The following is a 14,721-nucleotide window of genomic DNA, read 5'->3' as shown; positions in this document are numbered from 1 at the left end:
CCCATCAGACTAAACGCGCGACGGCGGGGATTCCGTCGCCGATTTTCGCGAAACCTAGCCTGGCGCCTTCACGATCGCCGAATAGGCGGCGCGGGCCTCGGCCTTGGCCTTGGCCAGCTTGGGTTTCAGCGACTTGAACTGGCCGACATGCCCAGCCCTGGCCATCAGCGCCTTGAAGGCCTTGGGCTCGGCCTCCGGGTCGCCGCCGTCTTCCAGGGCCACCTTGATCAGCTGCGAGAGGTCCTGCTCCAGCCGCCAGGCGGTCTCCAGCCGGGTCAGGGCGCCGGCGTCGGCAAGGCCCGCTTCGCGCAGGGCCGCCAGGGCCTCGCCGGTGTTCTGGCGCAGGGGACCGCCCTTGGCCGCGTGGGCCAGCTGCAGGAACTGGGCGGCGAACTCGATGTCCACCAGCCCGCCGGGGACCAGCTTCAGGTCCCAGTCGCCCTTGCCCGGTCGCTCGCGCTCCATCAGCTCGCGCATCTCGACGACGTCGGCGGCGGTCTTCTTCCAGTCGCGGGGCCGGCGCAATGCCGCCTCGATCGCCCCCTCGGCCTTGGCCTTAAAGTCCGGCGAGCTGGCCCAGACCACCCGGGCGCGGGTCAGGGCCAGCAGCTCCCAGGTTTCGGCCTCGCGCTCGTAGTAGTCCTCGAACGCCGCGAAGCTGACCGCGACGGGCCCCTTGGCCCCGGACGGACGCAACTTCATGTCGACCGCATACAGCGTCCCCTCGCCGGTCGGGGCCGACAGGGCCGCGATCATCCGCTGGGTGAAGCGGGCGTAGAAGGTGTCGGCGCTCCATTCCTTCGTGGCGGAATGGGCCGCCGGCCCATCGGCGACATAGAGCGTCATCAGGTCCAGGTCGGACTTGGCCGTCATCTCGCGCGAGCCGGCCTTGCCCAGGGCGACCACGGCGACCTGGCCGGGAAAGGCCCCGCCCAGGCGCTCGGTCTCGGCCAGGGCCGCCGGCGCCAGGCCGCCGATGACCAGGTCGCCCAGCTCGGCGAAGGCCCGGCCGATGTCGCGGGCGTCGGCGCTGCCGCTCATCACCCGCACGCCGATGCGGAAGCTCTGGTCGCGGAACAGCCGCCGCGCCGCGTCCATCGCGCCTTCGAAGTCGGCCGGGTCCCACGGGGCGACAGCGGGCGTCTCGATCGGACCGAAGAAGCTGGGATCCAGCAGAGCGTCCAGCGCCGTCGGCCGCTTGGCCATGGTCGCGGCCAGGCGCGGGGCGAAGGCCATGACCTCGACGATCAATTCGAACAGGCGAGGCTGGGCCAGGAACAGCGACTGGATCTGCACGCCCGAACTCAGCGATGCGAAGAAGTCGGCGAAACGGTTGAAGGCCTGCTCCGGCGCGCCCGTGGCGTTGGCCGCGTCCAGCAGGCGCGGGGCCAGGCGGGTGAACAGCTCCCGACCCCGCTCGGTGCGGGTGGCGGCGATGTGGCCGTGGTGCCAGCCCCGGATGGTGGCGGCGACGCGCTCCTGCGACGAGAAGCCCATGCGCTTGAGCGTGGCCAGGGTTTCGGGATCGTCCTCGACGCCGGTGAACACTAGGCTGCCGAACCGCGAGGACAGCTCTTCTTCCCCCGCGAACAGGCGGCCGTAGCGCTGGTTGACGCCCTTGAGGATCTTGCCGACCGAAGCGTCGAAGCCGCGCAGATTGTCCTGGCCCCACAGGGCGGCGACCTTCTTGCGGTCGTTGTCAGACTCCGGAAGCTTGTGGGTCTGGTCGTCGGCGATCATCTGGGCGCGGTGCTCCAGCGCGCGCAGGTCCTGATAGGCCTTGGACAACCAGCCGGCGTCCTCAAGGGTCACGTGGCCGGCGGTGGCCAGCGCCAGCAGCGCGTCCAGGGTGCGCGGCCCGCGCAGGTCCGGCTGGCGGCCGCCCAGGATCAGTTGCTGGGTCTGGACGAAGAACTCGATCTCGCGGATGCCGCCGCGCCCCAGCTTCAGGTCCGCGCCCTTGGCGGTCAGGCGGTCGTCCACCTTGTAGGTGTGGATCTGGCGCTTGATCGAGTGGATGTCGGCGATGGCCGCGAAGTCCAGGTTGCGCCGCCAGATGAAGGGCTGCAGCCCCTCCAAGAAGGCCGCGCCCTCCTTGAGGTCACCGGCGGCGATGCGGGCCTTGATGTGGGCCGCCCGCTCCCAGTTCTGGCCGACGCTCTCATAGTAGTCCATGGCCGCGTCGACCGGGATGGCCGGCGGGGTCGAGGACGGGTCGGGGCGCAGGCGCAGATCGATCCGGAAGACATAACCGTCGGCGGTCCGCTCCTGCAGCACCCGGCCCAGGTGATTGGCGATCCGCACGGCCACGGCCTGCGGCTCGACGCCGTCGGCCACCTGCAGCTTCTCGGGCGCGTAGAAGATCGAGAAATCGATATCGCTGGAATAGTTCAGCTCGAACGCGCCGTGCTTGCCCATGGCGATGCAGAACAGGCCCGGCGCGGGGCCGTCCTCGCCCTCTCCCACATGCGTGAGCGCGCCGCGATCGACCTCCTGGCGGACGGCCTGGGCCAAGGCCGCCTTCAGGGTGGCGTCGGCGAAGCGGGTCAGGGCGCCGGTCACCTGGTCGAGGTCCCAGACCCCGCCCAGGTCGCACAGGGCCGTCAGAAGGTGCAGGTCAGCCTTCAATTCGCGCAAGGTCCGCCGCGCGGTCTCGAAGTCCGGCTCGGCGGCGACGGCCTCGGCGGCGGCCAGGGTCGCGGCGAGGGTCGCGTCCGGATCGCCGTCCAGGATCATCGGCAGACGCTTGCCGTCGCGCCGCGCCAGGCTGGCCAGATAGGGCGAGGCGCCGAACACCGGGGCCAGCGCCTCCCAGGCCGCGTCGACGCCGGCCATGGCCTCGCCGGTCCGCTTGGCGATCATCTCGTGGGCCCGCTCGACGGCCTTGGCGTCAAGGATCGGGCCGCAGGGGACGAGGCATTCGGATAGACGAGTCATGCCGGCACCGTGACCCGCCTTCTCGCGTGGAACAAGACTCGCCCTTGACGTTGGAAATTACAGTTGTAACCATTCAACCAGAGGAAACGGCAGGAACCGCTCCGACAATGATCGAGCTCTTCGCCCTCGCCCTGGTCCGGGCCCAGATCGCCGCCGCCGCCGCGGTGCTGCTGGTCGTGCTGCTGCGCCCGTCGGCGCGCCAGCTGTTCGGGCCGCGCCGCGCCTACGGCCTGTGGGCCATCGTGCCGGCCGCCGCCGCAGCCGCCTTCTTCCCCAGCCTGGCCGAGACCATGGAGATCGGCGATCCCGCCCGTCCGTGGGGAGCCTTGGCTTCGAAGCTCGTCCTGCTGTGGCTGGCCGGCTGCATGATCGCGACGGCCGTACTGGTCGTGCGCGAGCGCCTGTTCCACCGTCGCGTAGACAAGGGTCAGGCTGGGCCGGCCGTCGTCGGCGCCCTGTGGCCGCGCATCGTGCTGCCGTCCGACTTCGCCGAGCGCTTCGACGCCCGCGAGCGCGAGATGATCACGCTGCACGAGCGCACCCACATCAATCGCGGCGATCCGATCGCCAACCTGATCGTCGCCGTGATCGGCGTGCTGGGCTGGTGCAACCCGATGATCTACCTGGCGTCGGGCCTGGTGCGCATCGATCAGGAACTGGCCTGCGACGCCACGGTCGTGGCCCTGCGCTCCGACATCCGCGCCGACTACGCCAAGGCGCTGATGAAGGCTCAGATGAGCGCCACCGTCTCGCCCCTGGCCTGCGGCTGGGCCACCCATCCGCTGATCCTGCGCGTCTCGCTGCTGAACCGCCGCGAGCCCAGCCTGACGCGCGACATCACAGGCTTCCTGACGATGACCTTCCTGTCGCTGGCGGCCATGGGCACGGTGTGGAGCATCGCCCCGCGCGGCCCCAACGCCACCGACCTCAATCCCGGCGTGGTGGCCCAGATGGATCCCTATACCGGCGCGATCATCTGGGTGAAGGTCGAGCGCTGAGGCGCGGCCAAGCCAGGGGAGCAAGGCGATGATCGATCTGCTGGTCCTGGCGTTGATGCGCGCGCAGATCGCCGCCGCCGTCGGCGTGCTGACCGTGCTGCTGCTGCGCCTGCCGGTTCGCTGGCTGCTGGGACCGCGCCTGGCGTATGGCCTGTGGATGCTGGTCCCGACCGCCGCCATCGCCGGCCTGTTTCCGAGTATGGCCGAGACCACCCGGGCCGGCGTCGCCGCCGAGCCGCTGGGGCCGAGCCTGGCGCTGAAGTTGCTGCTGGCCTGGCTGATGGGGGCGGCGCTGCTCGCCGGCGCCATGATGCTGCAGGAGCGGGCTTTCCGCCGCCGGGCTCAACGGGGCGAAGCCGGCCCCGCCGTCATGGGCGCCCTGTGGCCGCGCCTGGTGCTGCCGGCCGATTTCGAGCCCCGCTTCAGCGCCCGCGAGCGCGACCTGATCCTGCTGCACGAGCGCACCCACATCCGCCGGGGCGATCCGGTCGCCAACCTCATCGTGGCCGGCTGCCGCGTGGCGGGCTGGTGCAATCCCATGATCCACCTCGGCGCGGCCTTCGTCCGCATCGATCAGGAACTGGCCTGCGACGCCACGGTGCTGGCGCTGCGCGACGGTATCCGCGCCGACTACGCCCGGGCGCTGCTGAAGGTCTCGCGCTTCGGCGTCGCCTCGCCCCTGGCCTGCGGCTGGGGAACCCATCCACTGGTGCTGCGCGTCGGCTTCCTAGGCCGGACCGAGCCCAGCGTCCGCCGCCAGTTCGCCGGCTATGTGCTCCTGCCGGTCCTGGCGATCGCCACCTTCGTGGGCGTGTGGACCATGGCCCCGCGTGGTTTCGACCCGCTGGCCATGTCCCCGGACGCGCTGTATGTCCCGAGCGCGGAGCATGGCTGGAGAGTGCCCAAGGCCGCCTTAGCCGACCTTAACCCAGGAACAGCTTCACGTACTCGTCGGCCGGCCGGCGGTTGATCGTGTCGTTGATCCAGAAGTCGACTACGCCGCCCTTGTCGGGCCTCGGCAGGCGCACGCCGGCCACGCGCAGGCGGTCAAAGAGGCCCTCGGCGACCTTGGGCTTCAGGGCCAGCTGACGGATATTCGAGGCGTTGGGCGCGGGCTTCAGCTTGGCGGCGCCCGCCTTCTCCAACGCGGCGAACACCTGGTCGGCGGTGGCGAAGGCGGCCTTGTGGCGGGCGTCGAAGTCGTCCAGCGCCGCCAGGGCCAGCGTCGCGCTCTCCCAGCCCTGATAAATCGCGCCGCCGAACTGGTGGCGCAGGGCGCGGGCCTTGGCGATGTCGGCCTTGGAGCCGGCCAGCACCGCTCCGAACGGCGCGTCCAGGTACTTGTAGAGCGAGACATAGACTGTATCGAACAGCGCCGCGGCGCTAGCCACGTCGTAGCTGGGCGGGGCCAGCAGCAGGCGCGCGCCGTCCAGGTGCAGGCGGATGCTCTTGGACCTGGCGTAGGCGGCGATGTCCCGAAGGGCCGACTCCTCCAGCAGCTCGCCATGGGCGCGGCGCACCGGGCTTTCCAGCGAGATGGCGCCGATCCGAAGCGGATATGGCCCGTTCTCGGCCTCGTCGACCGCGGCCTTGATCTCGTCCAGCGTCGGACCAGCGCGCCCGGGGGCCAGGTTGACCAGGTTCAGGCCGGAGAGCAGCTGGGTGGCGTCGCTTTCGTCGCGATAGAGGTGGCTCTCGTGCTGGACGATGACCCGCGTGGCGTCCCCGGCCAGGATACGCACGGCCACGTGATTGGCCAGCGTGCCGGTCGGCAGGAAGGCGCAATCCTCCTTGCCCAGCAGGGTCGCGAACCGCGTCTCCAGCTCGGCCACCGCGCCGCCGGACAGGTAGCTGTCGCGCGGCTTGCCCTTCTGGACAAGCTCGACCAGGCGGGTGGCGGTGCGCACGGCGTCGGGCGGGGCGCTGTCGCCGACCAGCCAGACGCTCCTGGCGTCGACGGGCGGAAACGGCGGAGGGGAGGCTTGCGTCTGGGCCAGCGCCAGGGATGGCGCGACGACGGCGCCGAGCAGTGATCCAGCCAGAAACTGTCGACGGTCCATCAAGCCCTCCTCAAGCCAAGACTACTCCACCCGCGGCAGCACCAGGGCGACGCGCAGGCCAGGGCCCATGCCGTTATATTCGCCCGGCCCCTCGGCCAGCTCCAGCCGGCCGCCGTGCGAGACGGCGACGGCGCTGACCAGCGACAGGCCCAGACCCGCGCCGGGCTCGCTGCGGCTGTTCTCCAGGCGCACGAAGCGCTGGACCACGCGGGGGCGGTCCGCCTCGGGCACGCCGGGGCCGGTGTCGGTGACCGAGAACTCCAGCTCGCCGGACGAGGTGCGCCGCGCCCGCAGCATGATCGCCCCGCCCTCCGGCGTATATTTGATGGCGTTGTCGAGGAGGTTGGCCAGCGCCTGGGCCAGGAACTCGCGGTTACCCTTGATCGTCAGGGCCGGGACGATCTCGGCCTTGAAGTCCAGCCCCTTGTCCTCGCACGCGAATTCGTAGAGCTCGGCCATGTCGCTGGCCAGTTCCGAGGCGTCGAACACGCGCTGGTCCGGCGCCGAGCCGGCGGCCTGCAGGCGGGCGATGGCCAGCACGGCGTTGAAGGTCTTCAGCACACCGTCGGCGTCCTGCAGCGCCGTCTCCAGCGCCGCCACCGGGTCGCCCTTGCCGTTCTCGGCGTCGATCAGGGCGACTTCCATCCGGGCGCGCAGGCGGGTCAGGGGCGAGCGCAGGTCGTGGGCGATGGCGTCACCGGCGTGGCGCAGGCCGCCCATCAGACGCTCGATGCGGTCGAGCATGTCGTTCAGGCCCTCGGCCAGTTCGTCATACTCGTCGCGCGCCCCGCGGATCTTGGCCCGGGCGTGCAGGTCGCCGGCGCGGACGTCGTTGACCACGTCGACCAGCCCCTGCATCGAGCGGCTGACATTGCGGCTGATCAGGACGCCGCCCGACAGGCCCAGCAGGATGACCAGGACCGCGGCGCCCCACAGGGCCCGGACGATCTTGCGGACATAGGCCTCGGAGGCGTCGACATCGGCCCCGACGAACAGGATCTCGCCGTGGTCCAGCCGCTGCTGCACGCCGCGCGCGGCGGCCTTGACCTCGGCGCCATCGAGATCGGTCTCGGTGACCTTGAAACTGGCCCAGGTCGGGCCGTCGCCGGTGAAGTCGCTGACCGGCGACTCCTCGATCGAGCCCGAGATGCGCTTGCCGGCCTTGTCGGCCAGGAAATAGAGGAACGGCTTTTCGCCCGTCGCCCGCTCGACGATGGTCTGGTTCAGGGCGTCGACGCCGCCCTGGCGGTAGGCCGCCTCCAGGCTCTCGAACTCGCGGCTGATCTCGGCCTGCGAGCGGCGGTTCACCTCGCCCGCCGTGGCCACGTAGATGTAGCCCAGGAACGCGCTGGCGGCCGCCGCGAACAGGACCAGGAACAGCAGGGTCAACCGGAACGGCGTGGTGCGGAGAAGGCGCGGCAGACGCATAGGTCAGGGTTTCCTACGCAGGGCCGCACCGAGATCACGGCGACCATCGATAATCCTCAGCACGTGCACATCGGCGTCATGAATCTCGTAGACGATTGTCCAGGGCGGTATGGGGAGAATGAAAAGCTCGCCATCGATGTCGACACGAGGTCGGCCAAGTCTGGGAAAATCGCCAAGGCGCTCCAACGCCCTTTCGAGCCGTTGCATCTGAGCGACCGCTACGGTCCAACCGTTGTTCCGGACAATATCGCCGAAGACACCGTCAAGATCGCGCGCGACCTCCGTCGACCTCGTGACCCGCCCCGCCATCCGCGATATCAGGACTTCAAGCCGAGCCTGAGAGTTCCCTCCGCGATGATCTCGGCGAAGCTGCGTGTATCGACTTCCCCGCGCTGGATCTGGGCCCGAGCCTCCTCCAGCGACGCCACGAACGCATCTCGATTGCGTTCTACCCAGGCGTCGAACTGAGCATCGCACGCCGCTTCGGACATCTCGAAGGCGTCGTCAGACCGCGCCACGGGTTTCGCCGGCTTGTTCATGGTTTGACCGTACCACAACCTGGCCCGAGCGCCTACGGATCGAGCCGGTAGCCGGCGCCGCGCACGGTCTGCAGCATGGCCCGGTCGAAGCCCTTGTCGATCTTGCTGCGCAGCCGCGAGATGTGGACGTCGATGACGTTGGTCTGCGGGTCGAAGTGATATTCCCAGACCTTCTCCAGCAGCATGGTGCGGGTCACCGACTGGCCGGCGTGGCGCATCATGAATTCCAGCAGCTGGAATTCGCGCGGCTGCAGGTCGATCTCCTTGCCTTGACGGTGGACCGTCCGGTTGATCAGGTTCATCTCCAGCTCGCCGACCTTCAGGGTCGTGGCGACGGCGCCGGTCTCGCGGCGGCGCGACAGGGCCTCGACACGGGCCATCAGCTCGGGGAAGGCGTACGGCTTGACCAGATAGTCGTCGGCGCCGGCCTTCAGGCCGACCACGCGGTCATTGACCTCGCCCAGGGCCGACAGGAACAGCACCGGCGTCTGGTCGCCCTCGCGGCGCAGGGTCTCGACGACGGTGACGCCGTCCATCTTCGGCATCATCCGGTCGACGACCAGGACATCGTAGCCGCCCTTCTGGGCCTCGCCCAGGCCAGCCTCGCCGTCCGGCGCGTGCTGGACGTCGTAGCCGGCCTCCGTCAGGCCGTGGGCCATGGCGGCGGCGGCCTCCAGGTCGTCCTCGATAATCAGAATACGCATCGTCAGAGCCCCTCATGCGCTCGGGCGGAATGGCGGAACGATCGACGTTCCCCCGATTCCACGCATCGCGCGATAGTTGCTCTTGCAATAGCGGTTTCGGCGAGCGCCGTAACTTAAACCTTGGACAGAAAAAGCCCCGCCGCGGAGATCCGAAGCGGGGCTGATCGTTGGCCCGCCCTCGCCCTTCGACAGGCTCAGGGTGAGGACTACCGCGGTCGCCGTGAAATCCTCATCCTGAGCTTGTCGAAGGACGAGGATTTCACGCGCCGGCCTTACGGCGCGATCTTCAGCGGCACGAAGACCGGGCGGTTCTGGCGGATCACCTTGACCAGCACGCTGGTGCGGCCGGCCTTCTTGGCCGAGGCAACGGCGTTGTTGACGTCGACGACGCTGGCAACCGCCATGCCGTTGATGTTCGCCAGGACGTCGCCCTTGGCCAGGCCCTTCTCGCCGGCGTCGCTGTCACCCTTCACGCCGGTGATCAGCAGGCCCTTGATCTCGCTGTCAATCTTGTAGGTCTGGCGCGAGGCCGGATCGATGGGGCCGAGCGTGAGACCCAGAGAGTCGACCTTCTGGGTAACGGGCTTGTCCGGGGTCTGGGCGGCGCCGCCGTCCTTGTCGCTATCGTCGTCGTTCAGGCCCAAGGCGTTCTCGGCCGGACGGGTGCCCGACTTGACGTCGACCACGCGCGGCTTGCCGTCGCGGATGATCGACATCTTGATGGTCTCGCCCGGACGGGCCTTGGCCACTTCGCGGGTCAGTTCCGAGCGGTTGGCGATGGTCACGCCGTTGACGCCGGTCAGGATGTCATCCGGCAGCAGGCCGGCCTTGGCGGCGGGACCGCCCGGGACCAGCTCGGCGACGATCGCGCCCTTCACGTCCTTCAGGCCCAGGGCCTCGGCCGACTCGGCGCTGAAGTCCTGGATGGTGACGCCGATATAGCCGCGCACAACCTTGCCGCCCGAAATCAGCTGCTTGGCGGTCGCCTCGGCGATGTCCGCCGGAATGGCGAAGCCGATGCCGACCGAGCCGCCCGACGGCGAGTAGATGGCGCTGTTGACGCCGATCACCCGGCCATAGATGTCGAAGCTGGGACCGCCCGAGTTGCCCCGGTTAATCGGCGCGTCGATCTGGATGTAGTTGACGAACGACGAGGTGTTGTCGCCCAGGTCGCGGTTGTAGGCCGAAATGATGCCGGCCGTGGCGGTGCCGCCCAGGCCGAACGGGTTGCCGATGGTGATGACCCAGTCGCCGACGCGCGGCTTGGCCTGGTTCTCGAAGTTCACATACGGGAAGTCCGCGCCCTTGGCCTTGGGGTCGATGACCTTGATCACCGCGAGGTCGGTGCCCTCGTCGCGGCCGACCAGGGTGGCCTTCAGCTCGCGGCCGTCCTTCATGACGACCTGAATGTCGTCGGCGTCGGCCACGACGTGGTTGTTGGTGACGATGTAGCCGTCGGCCGAGATGAAGAAGCCCGAACCGGCCGACTGCTGCTTCGGCGTGGCCGGCGAATCGCCGTCCTCGCCGTCCTGGCCCTGGCCCGGCTTGCCCTTCTGGCCGCGCGGCACGATGTCGAAGCCTTCGAGACCCGGGATGCGCAGCGCTTGTGGCGAGGCCTTGGAGGTCACGTTGATCTGGACGACCGCCGGCGAAACCTTCTCGAAAATATCGGCGAACGACATCGGCGCGCCCGGCGGCGGCGCGAACGACGGCGAACCGGCCACGGCCGGACGGGCCACGGGAGCCTCGGCGGCCGCCGTTCCCATGCGCATGCCCACACCGGCCAGAGCGGCGCAAGCCACGCCCGCGCCCGCGATGGCGCCCACAACGAAACCCGACTTCCTAGCGGTCATTCTCTGCTTTCCTCACCCGCGCGTCCTACGCGCGGTCCCTTTGGATCTGAGAACCTAGTCGTGACGGCGAAACGTGCAATGGTTCTCGGATTACCTTTGCGTCATTGGAACTCGCTTCTTGCGGCTCCATTTCGGCGCAATCGTGTCAATCGTCTTGCAGCAATCTAGCGACGCGGTCCTCTTCGTCGCGCGAAAGCTCTGTCTCGACGGTCTCGCGACGCCGCAGCAAGCCGACCATCAGGACGCCGCCGACCAGCAGCACCCCCACCGGAGCCAGCCACAGCGCGGCGTTGCCGGCCGAAAAGCGCGGCTTCAACAGCACGAACTCGCCGTAACGCTGCACAAGGAACGCGCGGATCTCGCGATCGCTGCGACCCGCCTTGACCTGTTCACGGACAATTCGCCGCAGGTCGCCGGCCAGTTGGGCCTCGGAGTCATCGATCGACTCGTTCTGGCAGACCAGGCAGCGGACTTCCTTGAAGAGATCGCGGGCGCGGGCTTCCTGCGCCGGATCGGGCAGACGCTCGCTGGGCTCCGACGCGCTGCCCATCAGGGCGACGGCGGCCAGCGCGACCAGCAAGGCGCGGACGCGGCTCACGACACGACCTCGCCGGCGCGGCGGCCGACGCCCAGGCGCACGCGGCGGTCGGATAGCGACACCACCCCGCCCAGGGCCATGATCAGCGGGCCCAGGAAGATCAGCCGCACCCACGGGTTCACATAGGCGCGCACCAGCCAGGCCGGCTTGCCGCCCTCGCCCGCCCGGCGCTCGCCCAACACGACATAGATGTCGTCCAGTCCGCGCGGGCAGATGGCGACTTCCGAGGTGGTCTGGGAGCCGGTCGGATAGAAGCGGCGCTCGGGCTCGGCGTGGCAGATCTCATGGCCGGCCTTGTCGAGGACCTTCACGATCCCGCGCTCGGCCAGATAGTTCGGGCCCTCGACCGTGCCGACATCGGTCAGGGTCAGGGTGTAGGCGCCCAGGGCGTGGCTGTCGTTCAGGCTCAGCGCCTGGGCGGCCTCGACGCGCCAGGCGGTCTCGAACGAGGCCCCCAGCACGAAGATGCCCAGGCCCGCATGGGCCAGGGTCGTGCCCCAGGCCCCGCGCGGCTGGCCCTTGGCGCGACGGACGCTCTCGGCGGCGGGCGCTCGGAACAGTTTCAGGCGCTCGGCCATCTCCAGCAGCGCCCCGCCCAGCAGCCAGAAGCCGAGGGCCAGACCGGCGCTGGCCAGGGCCTTGCGCGGCTGGACGACGCCGTAGGCCACGAGGCCCAGCGCGGCGGCGGCGGCCAGCACGACCCACAGCTTGCGGGCCACGCCGCGCGCGTCGCCGCGTTTCCAGGCCAGCAGCGGCCCGGCTGGCAGGACGCAGAAGGCCAGGATCATCAGCGGCACGAAGGTCAGGTTGAAGAACGGCGTGCCCACCGAGACGGCCTCGCCGTCCATGGCCTCGCGGATCAGCGGATACAGCGTGCCCAGCAGCACCACCGCCGTCGCCGTCGACAGCAGGATGTTGTTGAGCACGATGGCGCTCTCGCGGCTGACGGGACGGAACTGGCCGCCAGGGTTCAGGCCGCCGGCGCGCAGGCCGAACAGCAGGAAGCCCGCGCCGGCCGCGACGCCCATCATCATCAGCAGCAGCACGCCGCGCGTCGGGTCGACCGCGAAGGCGTGGACGGATGTCAGCACGCCGGAACGCACCAGGAAGGCGCCCAGCATCGAGAAGGTAAAGGCCGCCAGGGCCAGGAACGCCGTCCAGCCGGGCAGCGCCCCGCGCTTCTCGGTGACGATGGCCGAGTGCAGCAGGGCCGCGCCGATCAGCCACGGCATGAAGCTGGCGTTCTCGACCGGGTCCCAGAACCACCAGCCGCCCCAGCCCAGCTCGTAATAGGCCCAGAAGGCGCCGAGCGTGATGCCGACGGTCAGCAGGCTCCAGGCCGCCAGGGTCCAGGGCCGCACCCAGCGGGCCCAGGCCGCGTCGATCCGGCCCTCGATCAGCGCCGCCAGCGACAGCGAATAGACCACCGAGAAGCCGACATAGCCGCTGTAGAGGAACGGCGGGTGGACGGCCAAGGCCCAGTCCTGCAGCAGCGGATTGAGCGAGCGGCCCTCGACCGGAACGTCGACCAGGCGGGCCAGCGGGTTCGAGGCGAAGACGGTGTAGGCCAGGAACATCACGCCCAGCGCGCCCTGGATGGCGATGGCGTAGGCCCGCAAGCGCGGCGGCAGGCTGTCGCCGAAGAAGGCCATGGCCGCGCCGTACCCGGTCAGCACCAGGCACCACAGCAGCATCGAGCCCTCGTGGCTGCCCCAGGCGCCGGCCACCTTGTAGAGCAGCGGCTTGGCGGTGTGGGAGTTGGCGGCAACATTGGCCACCGAGAAGTCCGAGACCACGAAGGCGTGGATCAGGGCCGCGAAGGCCACGGCGACGGCCACGAAGGTCGCCACCGCCGCGCCGCGTCCGGCCCCGGCCAGCACCGGCGAACGCCGCGCGCCGCCCACGGCCGAGAGGCCGGTCTGGGCGACCGACAGCATCAGCGACAGGATCAGGGCGAAGGCGCCCAGTTCGACGATCATGTGGTCGGTTTTCCGTAGCTCGGCGCGCCATAGTTCGGAGGGGGCGCGCCCTCGCCGCGCCACTCGCCCTGCTTCTTCAGCGCCTTGGCGACGTCGCGGGGCATGTAGCGTTCGTCGTGCTTGGCCAGCACCTGCTTGGCGACGAAGACGCCGCTTTCATTGAACGTCCCCTCGGCGACGATACCCTGCCCCTCGCGGAACAGGTCCGGCAGGTCGCCGTGATAGCTCACCTTCGCCGTGGCCCTCTGGTCGGCGACCACGAAGTCGACATCGCCGCCGGGATGCTTGACGACGCTGCCGTGCTGGACGAGGCCGCCCAGCTGCACCTTGCGGCCGGGCGCGACGTGGGCCTCCTGGGCCTGGGCCGGCGTGTAGAACAGCGAGATGTTGTCGCGCAGGCCATACAGCGCCAGGCCGACGGCCAGGGCCAGCACCGGCGCGACGGCCAGCAGGATGGTCAGGCGACGACGCGCCTTGCGGGATTTGGGCCAGAAACTCATGGCTGGGCAATCTTCCGCGGAGGCGTGTCGGCGGCCTGGCGCAGGGCCGACAGCACCTTGGGCTGGTCCTTGAAGCGGGCGGTCGCCGAGGCCAGCGCCGCGTCGCGCTTGGCGCTCTCGCCCAGCACGGAATAGGCGCGGACCAGGCGGACCCAACCGTCGGGATCGTCGGGGGATTGAGCCAGGCGCGCGGCCAGACCTTCGACCATGCCGGCGATCATGCCCTGCACCTGCGGATTCTGATCGGCGGCTTGCTGGTCGCTGGGCAGGCGGCCCGAGGCTTCGACCTGGGCGATCTCCTGGGAGAGCGCCGCGCGGCCCGGGTCGTTGGCCGGCAGGCTGGCCGCGAGGGCGCGCCAGTCGGCGACGCCGCCGACCACGTCGCCGTCGGCGACCTTGCCGCGGCCCAGATAGTAGCGGGCGCGAATGTCGTTCGGCGCGACCTTCAGCGCCTCGCCGAAGGCCAGCTTGGCGTCGGCGCCCACCTGCCCCTTGGACTCCATGACGAAGGTCTCGCCCAGCAGGCTCCAGAGGTCGCCGCGCTTGGGCGCCAGGCGGACGGCCTTGCGCAGAGCGGCTTCGGCGCCGGGCAGGTCGCCGGCTGCGGCGCGGGCCTTGGCCAGGAAGGCCAGCGGTTCGGGATCGGTCGGCCGCTCGGCGGCGACGCCTTCCAGCACGGCGGCGATCTTGGCGGGTTCGAGCGTGGACGGGTCGGCGGCTTTCCATTCCGCCACGCGCTTGACGTAGGGCTGGTCGGCCATCTCGGGCTTGCCTAAGGCGACATACAGGCCGACGGCGGCGACGCAGGCCGCGCCGACGGCGATCACCACCGCCTTGCGGGGACCGACCCCGTCGCGCGCCCAGGTCTCGGCCTGGTCGGCCGCGGCCAGCAGGCCTCGCCCGGCCTCGGCGCGGGCGGCCTTGAGTTCGGTCTGCGCCAACAGGCCATCGATGGCCAGGCGCTCGACCTCGGCCAGACGGCGGCGATGCGGTTCAAGCCGGGCCTGGGCGTCGTCGACGGGCCGGGCGCGCGCCGCGCCCCGCAGCACCAGCCCCGCCGTCGCGGCCGACAGCCCCGCCGCGGCGATCCAGAAAGCGATCATGGCCGCGTGGTAGCCTGTTCCT

At 70.0% G+C, this 14,721-nt stretch carries 13 protein-coding genes and 1 pseudogene; 2 read left to right on the top strand and 12 right to left on the bottom strand.

The genetic code is table 11. The features are described from left to right. Window positions 1-54: 54 nt before the first annotated feature. A complete protein-coding gene (locus ACW175_RS04830) occupies window positions 55-2,937 on the bottom strand; it encodes a bifunctional [glutamine synthetase] adenylyltransferase/[glutamine synthetase]-adenylyl-L-tyrosine phosphorylase (protein ID WP_492103503.1) in 2,883 nt (960 codons plus the stop codon). Window positions 2,938-3,044: 107 nt separating this feature from the next. Between ACW175_RS04830 and ACW175_RS04825 the strand changes: the two genes are divergently transcribed. Beyond that, complete coding sequence (locus ACW175_RS04825) at window positions 3,045-3,935, top strand: M56 family metallopeptidase (RefSeq protein ID WP_492103502.1); 891 nt, start codon at window positions 3,045-3,047, stop codon at window positions 3,933-3,935. A 28-nt stretch (window positions 3,936-3,963) separates the two neighbouring features. Beyond that, a complete protein-coding gene (locus tag ACW175_RS04820; protein WP_492103501.1) occupies window positions 3,964-4,905 on the top strand; it encodes a M56 family metallopeptidase in 942 nt (313 codons plus the stop codon). On the opposite strand, the gene ACW175_RS04815 is transcribed toward ACW175_RS04820, so the two are convergent. From ACW175_RS04815 to ccmI, 11 genes and pseudogenes are all read right to left on the bottom strand, one after another. Beyond that, window positions 4,859-5,995: a threonine aldolase family protein gene (locus ACW175_RS04815; protein ID WP_492103500.1), complete on the bottom strand. Its 1,137-nt coding sequence runs from the start codon at window positions 5,993-5,995 to the stop codon at window positions 4,859-4,861. The genes ACW175_RS04820 and ACW175_RS04815 overlap by 47 nt on opposite strands. Window positions 5,996-6,016: 21 nt before the next feature. Then, entirely contained in the window at window positions 6,017-7,423 is a 1,407-nt protein-coding gene (gene uczS / locus ACW175_RS04810; protein ID WP_492103499.1) for a two-component system sensor histidine kinase UczS, read from the bottom strand. A 3-nt stretch (window positions 7,424-7,426) separates the two neighbouring features. Next, on the bottom strand, window positions 7,427-7,732 hold the full coding sequence (locus tag ACW175_RS04805; RefSeq protein ID WP_492103498.1) for a type II toxin-antitoxin system RelE/ParE family toxin: 306 nt from the start codon (window positions 7,730-7,732) through the stop codon (window positions 7,427-7,429). Window positions 7,733-7,740: 8 nt separating this feature from the next. Then, entirely contained in the window at window positions 7,741-7,962 is a 222-nt protein-coding gene (locus ACW175_RS04800) for a hypothetical protein (RefSeq protein WP_492103497.1), read from the bottom strand. 32 nt (window positions 7,963-7,994) lie between these two features. Beyond that, entirely contained in the window at window positions 7,995-8,666 is a 672-nt protein-coding gene (gene uczR, locus ACW175_RS04795) for a two-component system response regulator UczR (RefSeq protein WP_125155742.1), read from the bottom strand. Window positions 8,667-8,838: 172 nt separating this feature from the next. Beyond that, window positions 8,839-8,924: pseudogene (locus ACW175_RS04790) on the bottom strand (hypothetical protein); the annotation flags it as partial. Between the two features lie 14 nt (window positions 8,925-8,938). Beyond that, window positions 8,939-10,519: a Do family serine endopeptidase gene (locus ACW175_RS04785; protein WP_492103496.1), complete on the bottom strand. Its 1,581-nt coding sequence runs from the start codon at window positions 10,517-10,519 to the stop codon at window positions 8,939-8,941. A gap of 145 nt (window positions 10,520-10,664) precedes the next feature. Continuing rightward, the gene (locus tag ACW175_RS04780) at window positions 10,665-11,117 is read right to left on the bottom strand and encodes a cytochrome c-type biogenesis protein (RefSeq protein ID WP_492103495.1); all 453 of its coding nucleotides are present in this window, start codon (window positions 11,115-11,117) and stop codon (window positions 10,665-10,667) included. Next, window positions 11,114-13,096 (bottom strand): heme lyase CcmF/NrfE family subunit, encoded by a 1,983-nt coding sequence (locus ACW175_RS04775; protein WP_492103494.1) that lies wholly within the window; start codon window positions 13,094-13,096, stop codon window positions 11,114-11,116. Before ACW175_RS04775 ends, ACW175_RS04780 begins: the two co-directional genes overlap by 4 nt. After that, window positions 13,093-13,596 (bottom strand): cytochrome c maturation protein CcmE, encoded by a 504-nt coding sequence (gene ccmE / locus ACW175_RS04770; RefSeq protein ID WP_492103493.1) that lies wholly within the window; start codon window positions 13,594-13,596, stop codon window positions 13,093-13,095. The genes ACW175_RS04775 and ccmE overlap by 4 nt, the downstream gene beginning before the upstream one ends. Beyond that, the gene (gene ccmI / locus ACW175_RS04765) at window positions 13,593-14,699 is read right to left on the bottom strand and encodes a c-type cytochrome biogenesis protein CcmI (protein ID WP_492103492.1); all 1,107 of its coding nucleotides are present in this window, start codon (window positions 14,697-14,699) and stop codon (window positions 13,593-13,595) included. The genes ccmE and ccmI overlap by 4 nt, the downstream gene beginning before the upstream one ends. Window positions 14,700-14,721 lie beyond the last annotated feature (22 nt).

The organism is Caulobacter sp. FV1ye6ST, assembly GCF_058681225.1.
The sequence above is the reverse complement of the archived record's forward strand: the minus strand, read 5'-3'. Positions and strand labels throughout refer to the sequence as shown.

What these genes read in the sequence shown, in the direction of transcription:
- ACW175_RS04830 (WP_492103503.1), bottom strand. Translation starts at nt 2,937, where the DNA reads ATGACTCGTCTATCCGAATGCCTCGTCCCCTGCGGCCCGATCCTTGAC.
- ACW175_RS04825 (WP_492103502.1), top strand. Translation starts at nt 3,045, where the DNA reads ATGATCGAGCTCTTCGCCCTCGCCCTGGTCCGGGCCCAGATCGCCGCC.
- ACW175_RS04820 (WP_492103501.1), top strand. Translation starts at nt 3,964, where the DNA reads ATGATCGATCTGCTGGTCCTGGCGTTGATGCGCGCGCAGATCGCCGCC.
- ACW175_RS04815 (WP_492103500.1), bottom strand. Translation starts at nt 5,995, where the DNA reads ATGGACCGTCGACAGTTTCTGGCTGGATCACTGCTCGGCGCCGTCGTC.
- uczS (WP_492103499.1), bottom strand. Translation starts at nt 7,423, where the DNA reads ATGCGTCTGCCGCGCCTTCTCCGCACCACGCCGTTCCGGTTGACCCTG.
- ACW175_RS04805 (WP_492103498.1), bottom strand. Translation starts at nt 7,732, where the DNA reads ATGGCGGGGCGGGTCACGAGGTCGACGGAGGTCGCGCGCGATCTTGAC.
- ACW175_RS04800 (WP_492103497.1), bottom strand. Translation starts at nt 7,962, where the DNA reads ATGAACAAGCCGGCGAAACCCGTGGCGCGGTCTGACGACGCCTTCGAG.
- uczR (WP_125155742.1), bottom strand. Translation starts at nt 8,666, where the DNA reads ATGCGTATTCTGATTATCGAGGACGACCTGGAGGCCGCCGCCGCCATG.
- ACW175_RS04785 (WP_492103496.1), bottom strand. Translation starts at nt 10,519, where the DNA reads ATGACCGCTAGGAAGTCGGGTTTCGTTGTGGGCGCCATCGCGGGCGCG.
- ACW175_RS04775 (WP_492103494.1), bottom strand. Translation starts at nt 13,096, where the DNA reads ATGATCGTCGAACTGGGCGCCTTCGCCCTGATCCTGTCGCTGATGCTG.
- ccmE (WP_492103493.1), bottom strand. Translation starts at nt 13,596, where the DNA reads ATGAGTTTCTGGCCCAAATCCCGCAAGGCGCGTCGTCGCCTGACCATC.
- ccmI (WP_492103492.1), bottom strand. Translation starts at nt 14,699, where the DNA reads ATGATCGCTTTCTGGATCGCCGCGGCGGGGCTGTCGGCCGCGACGGCG.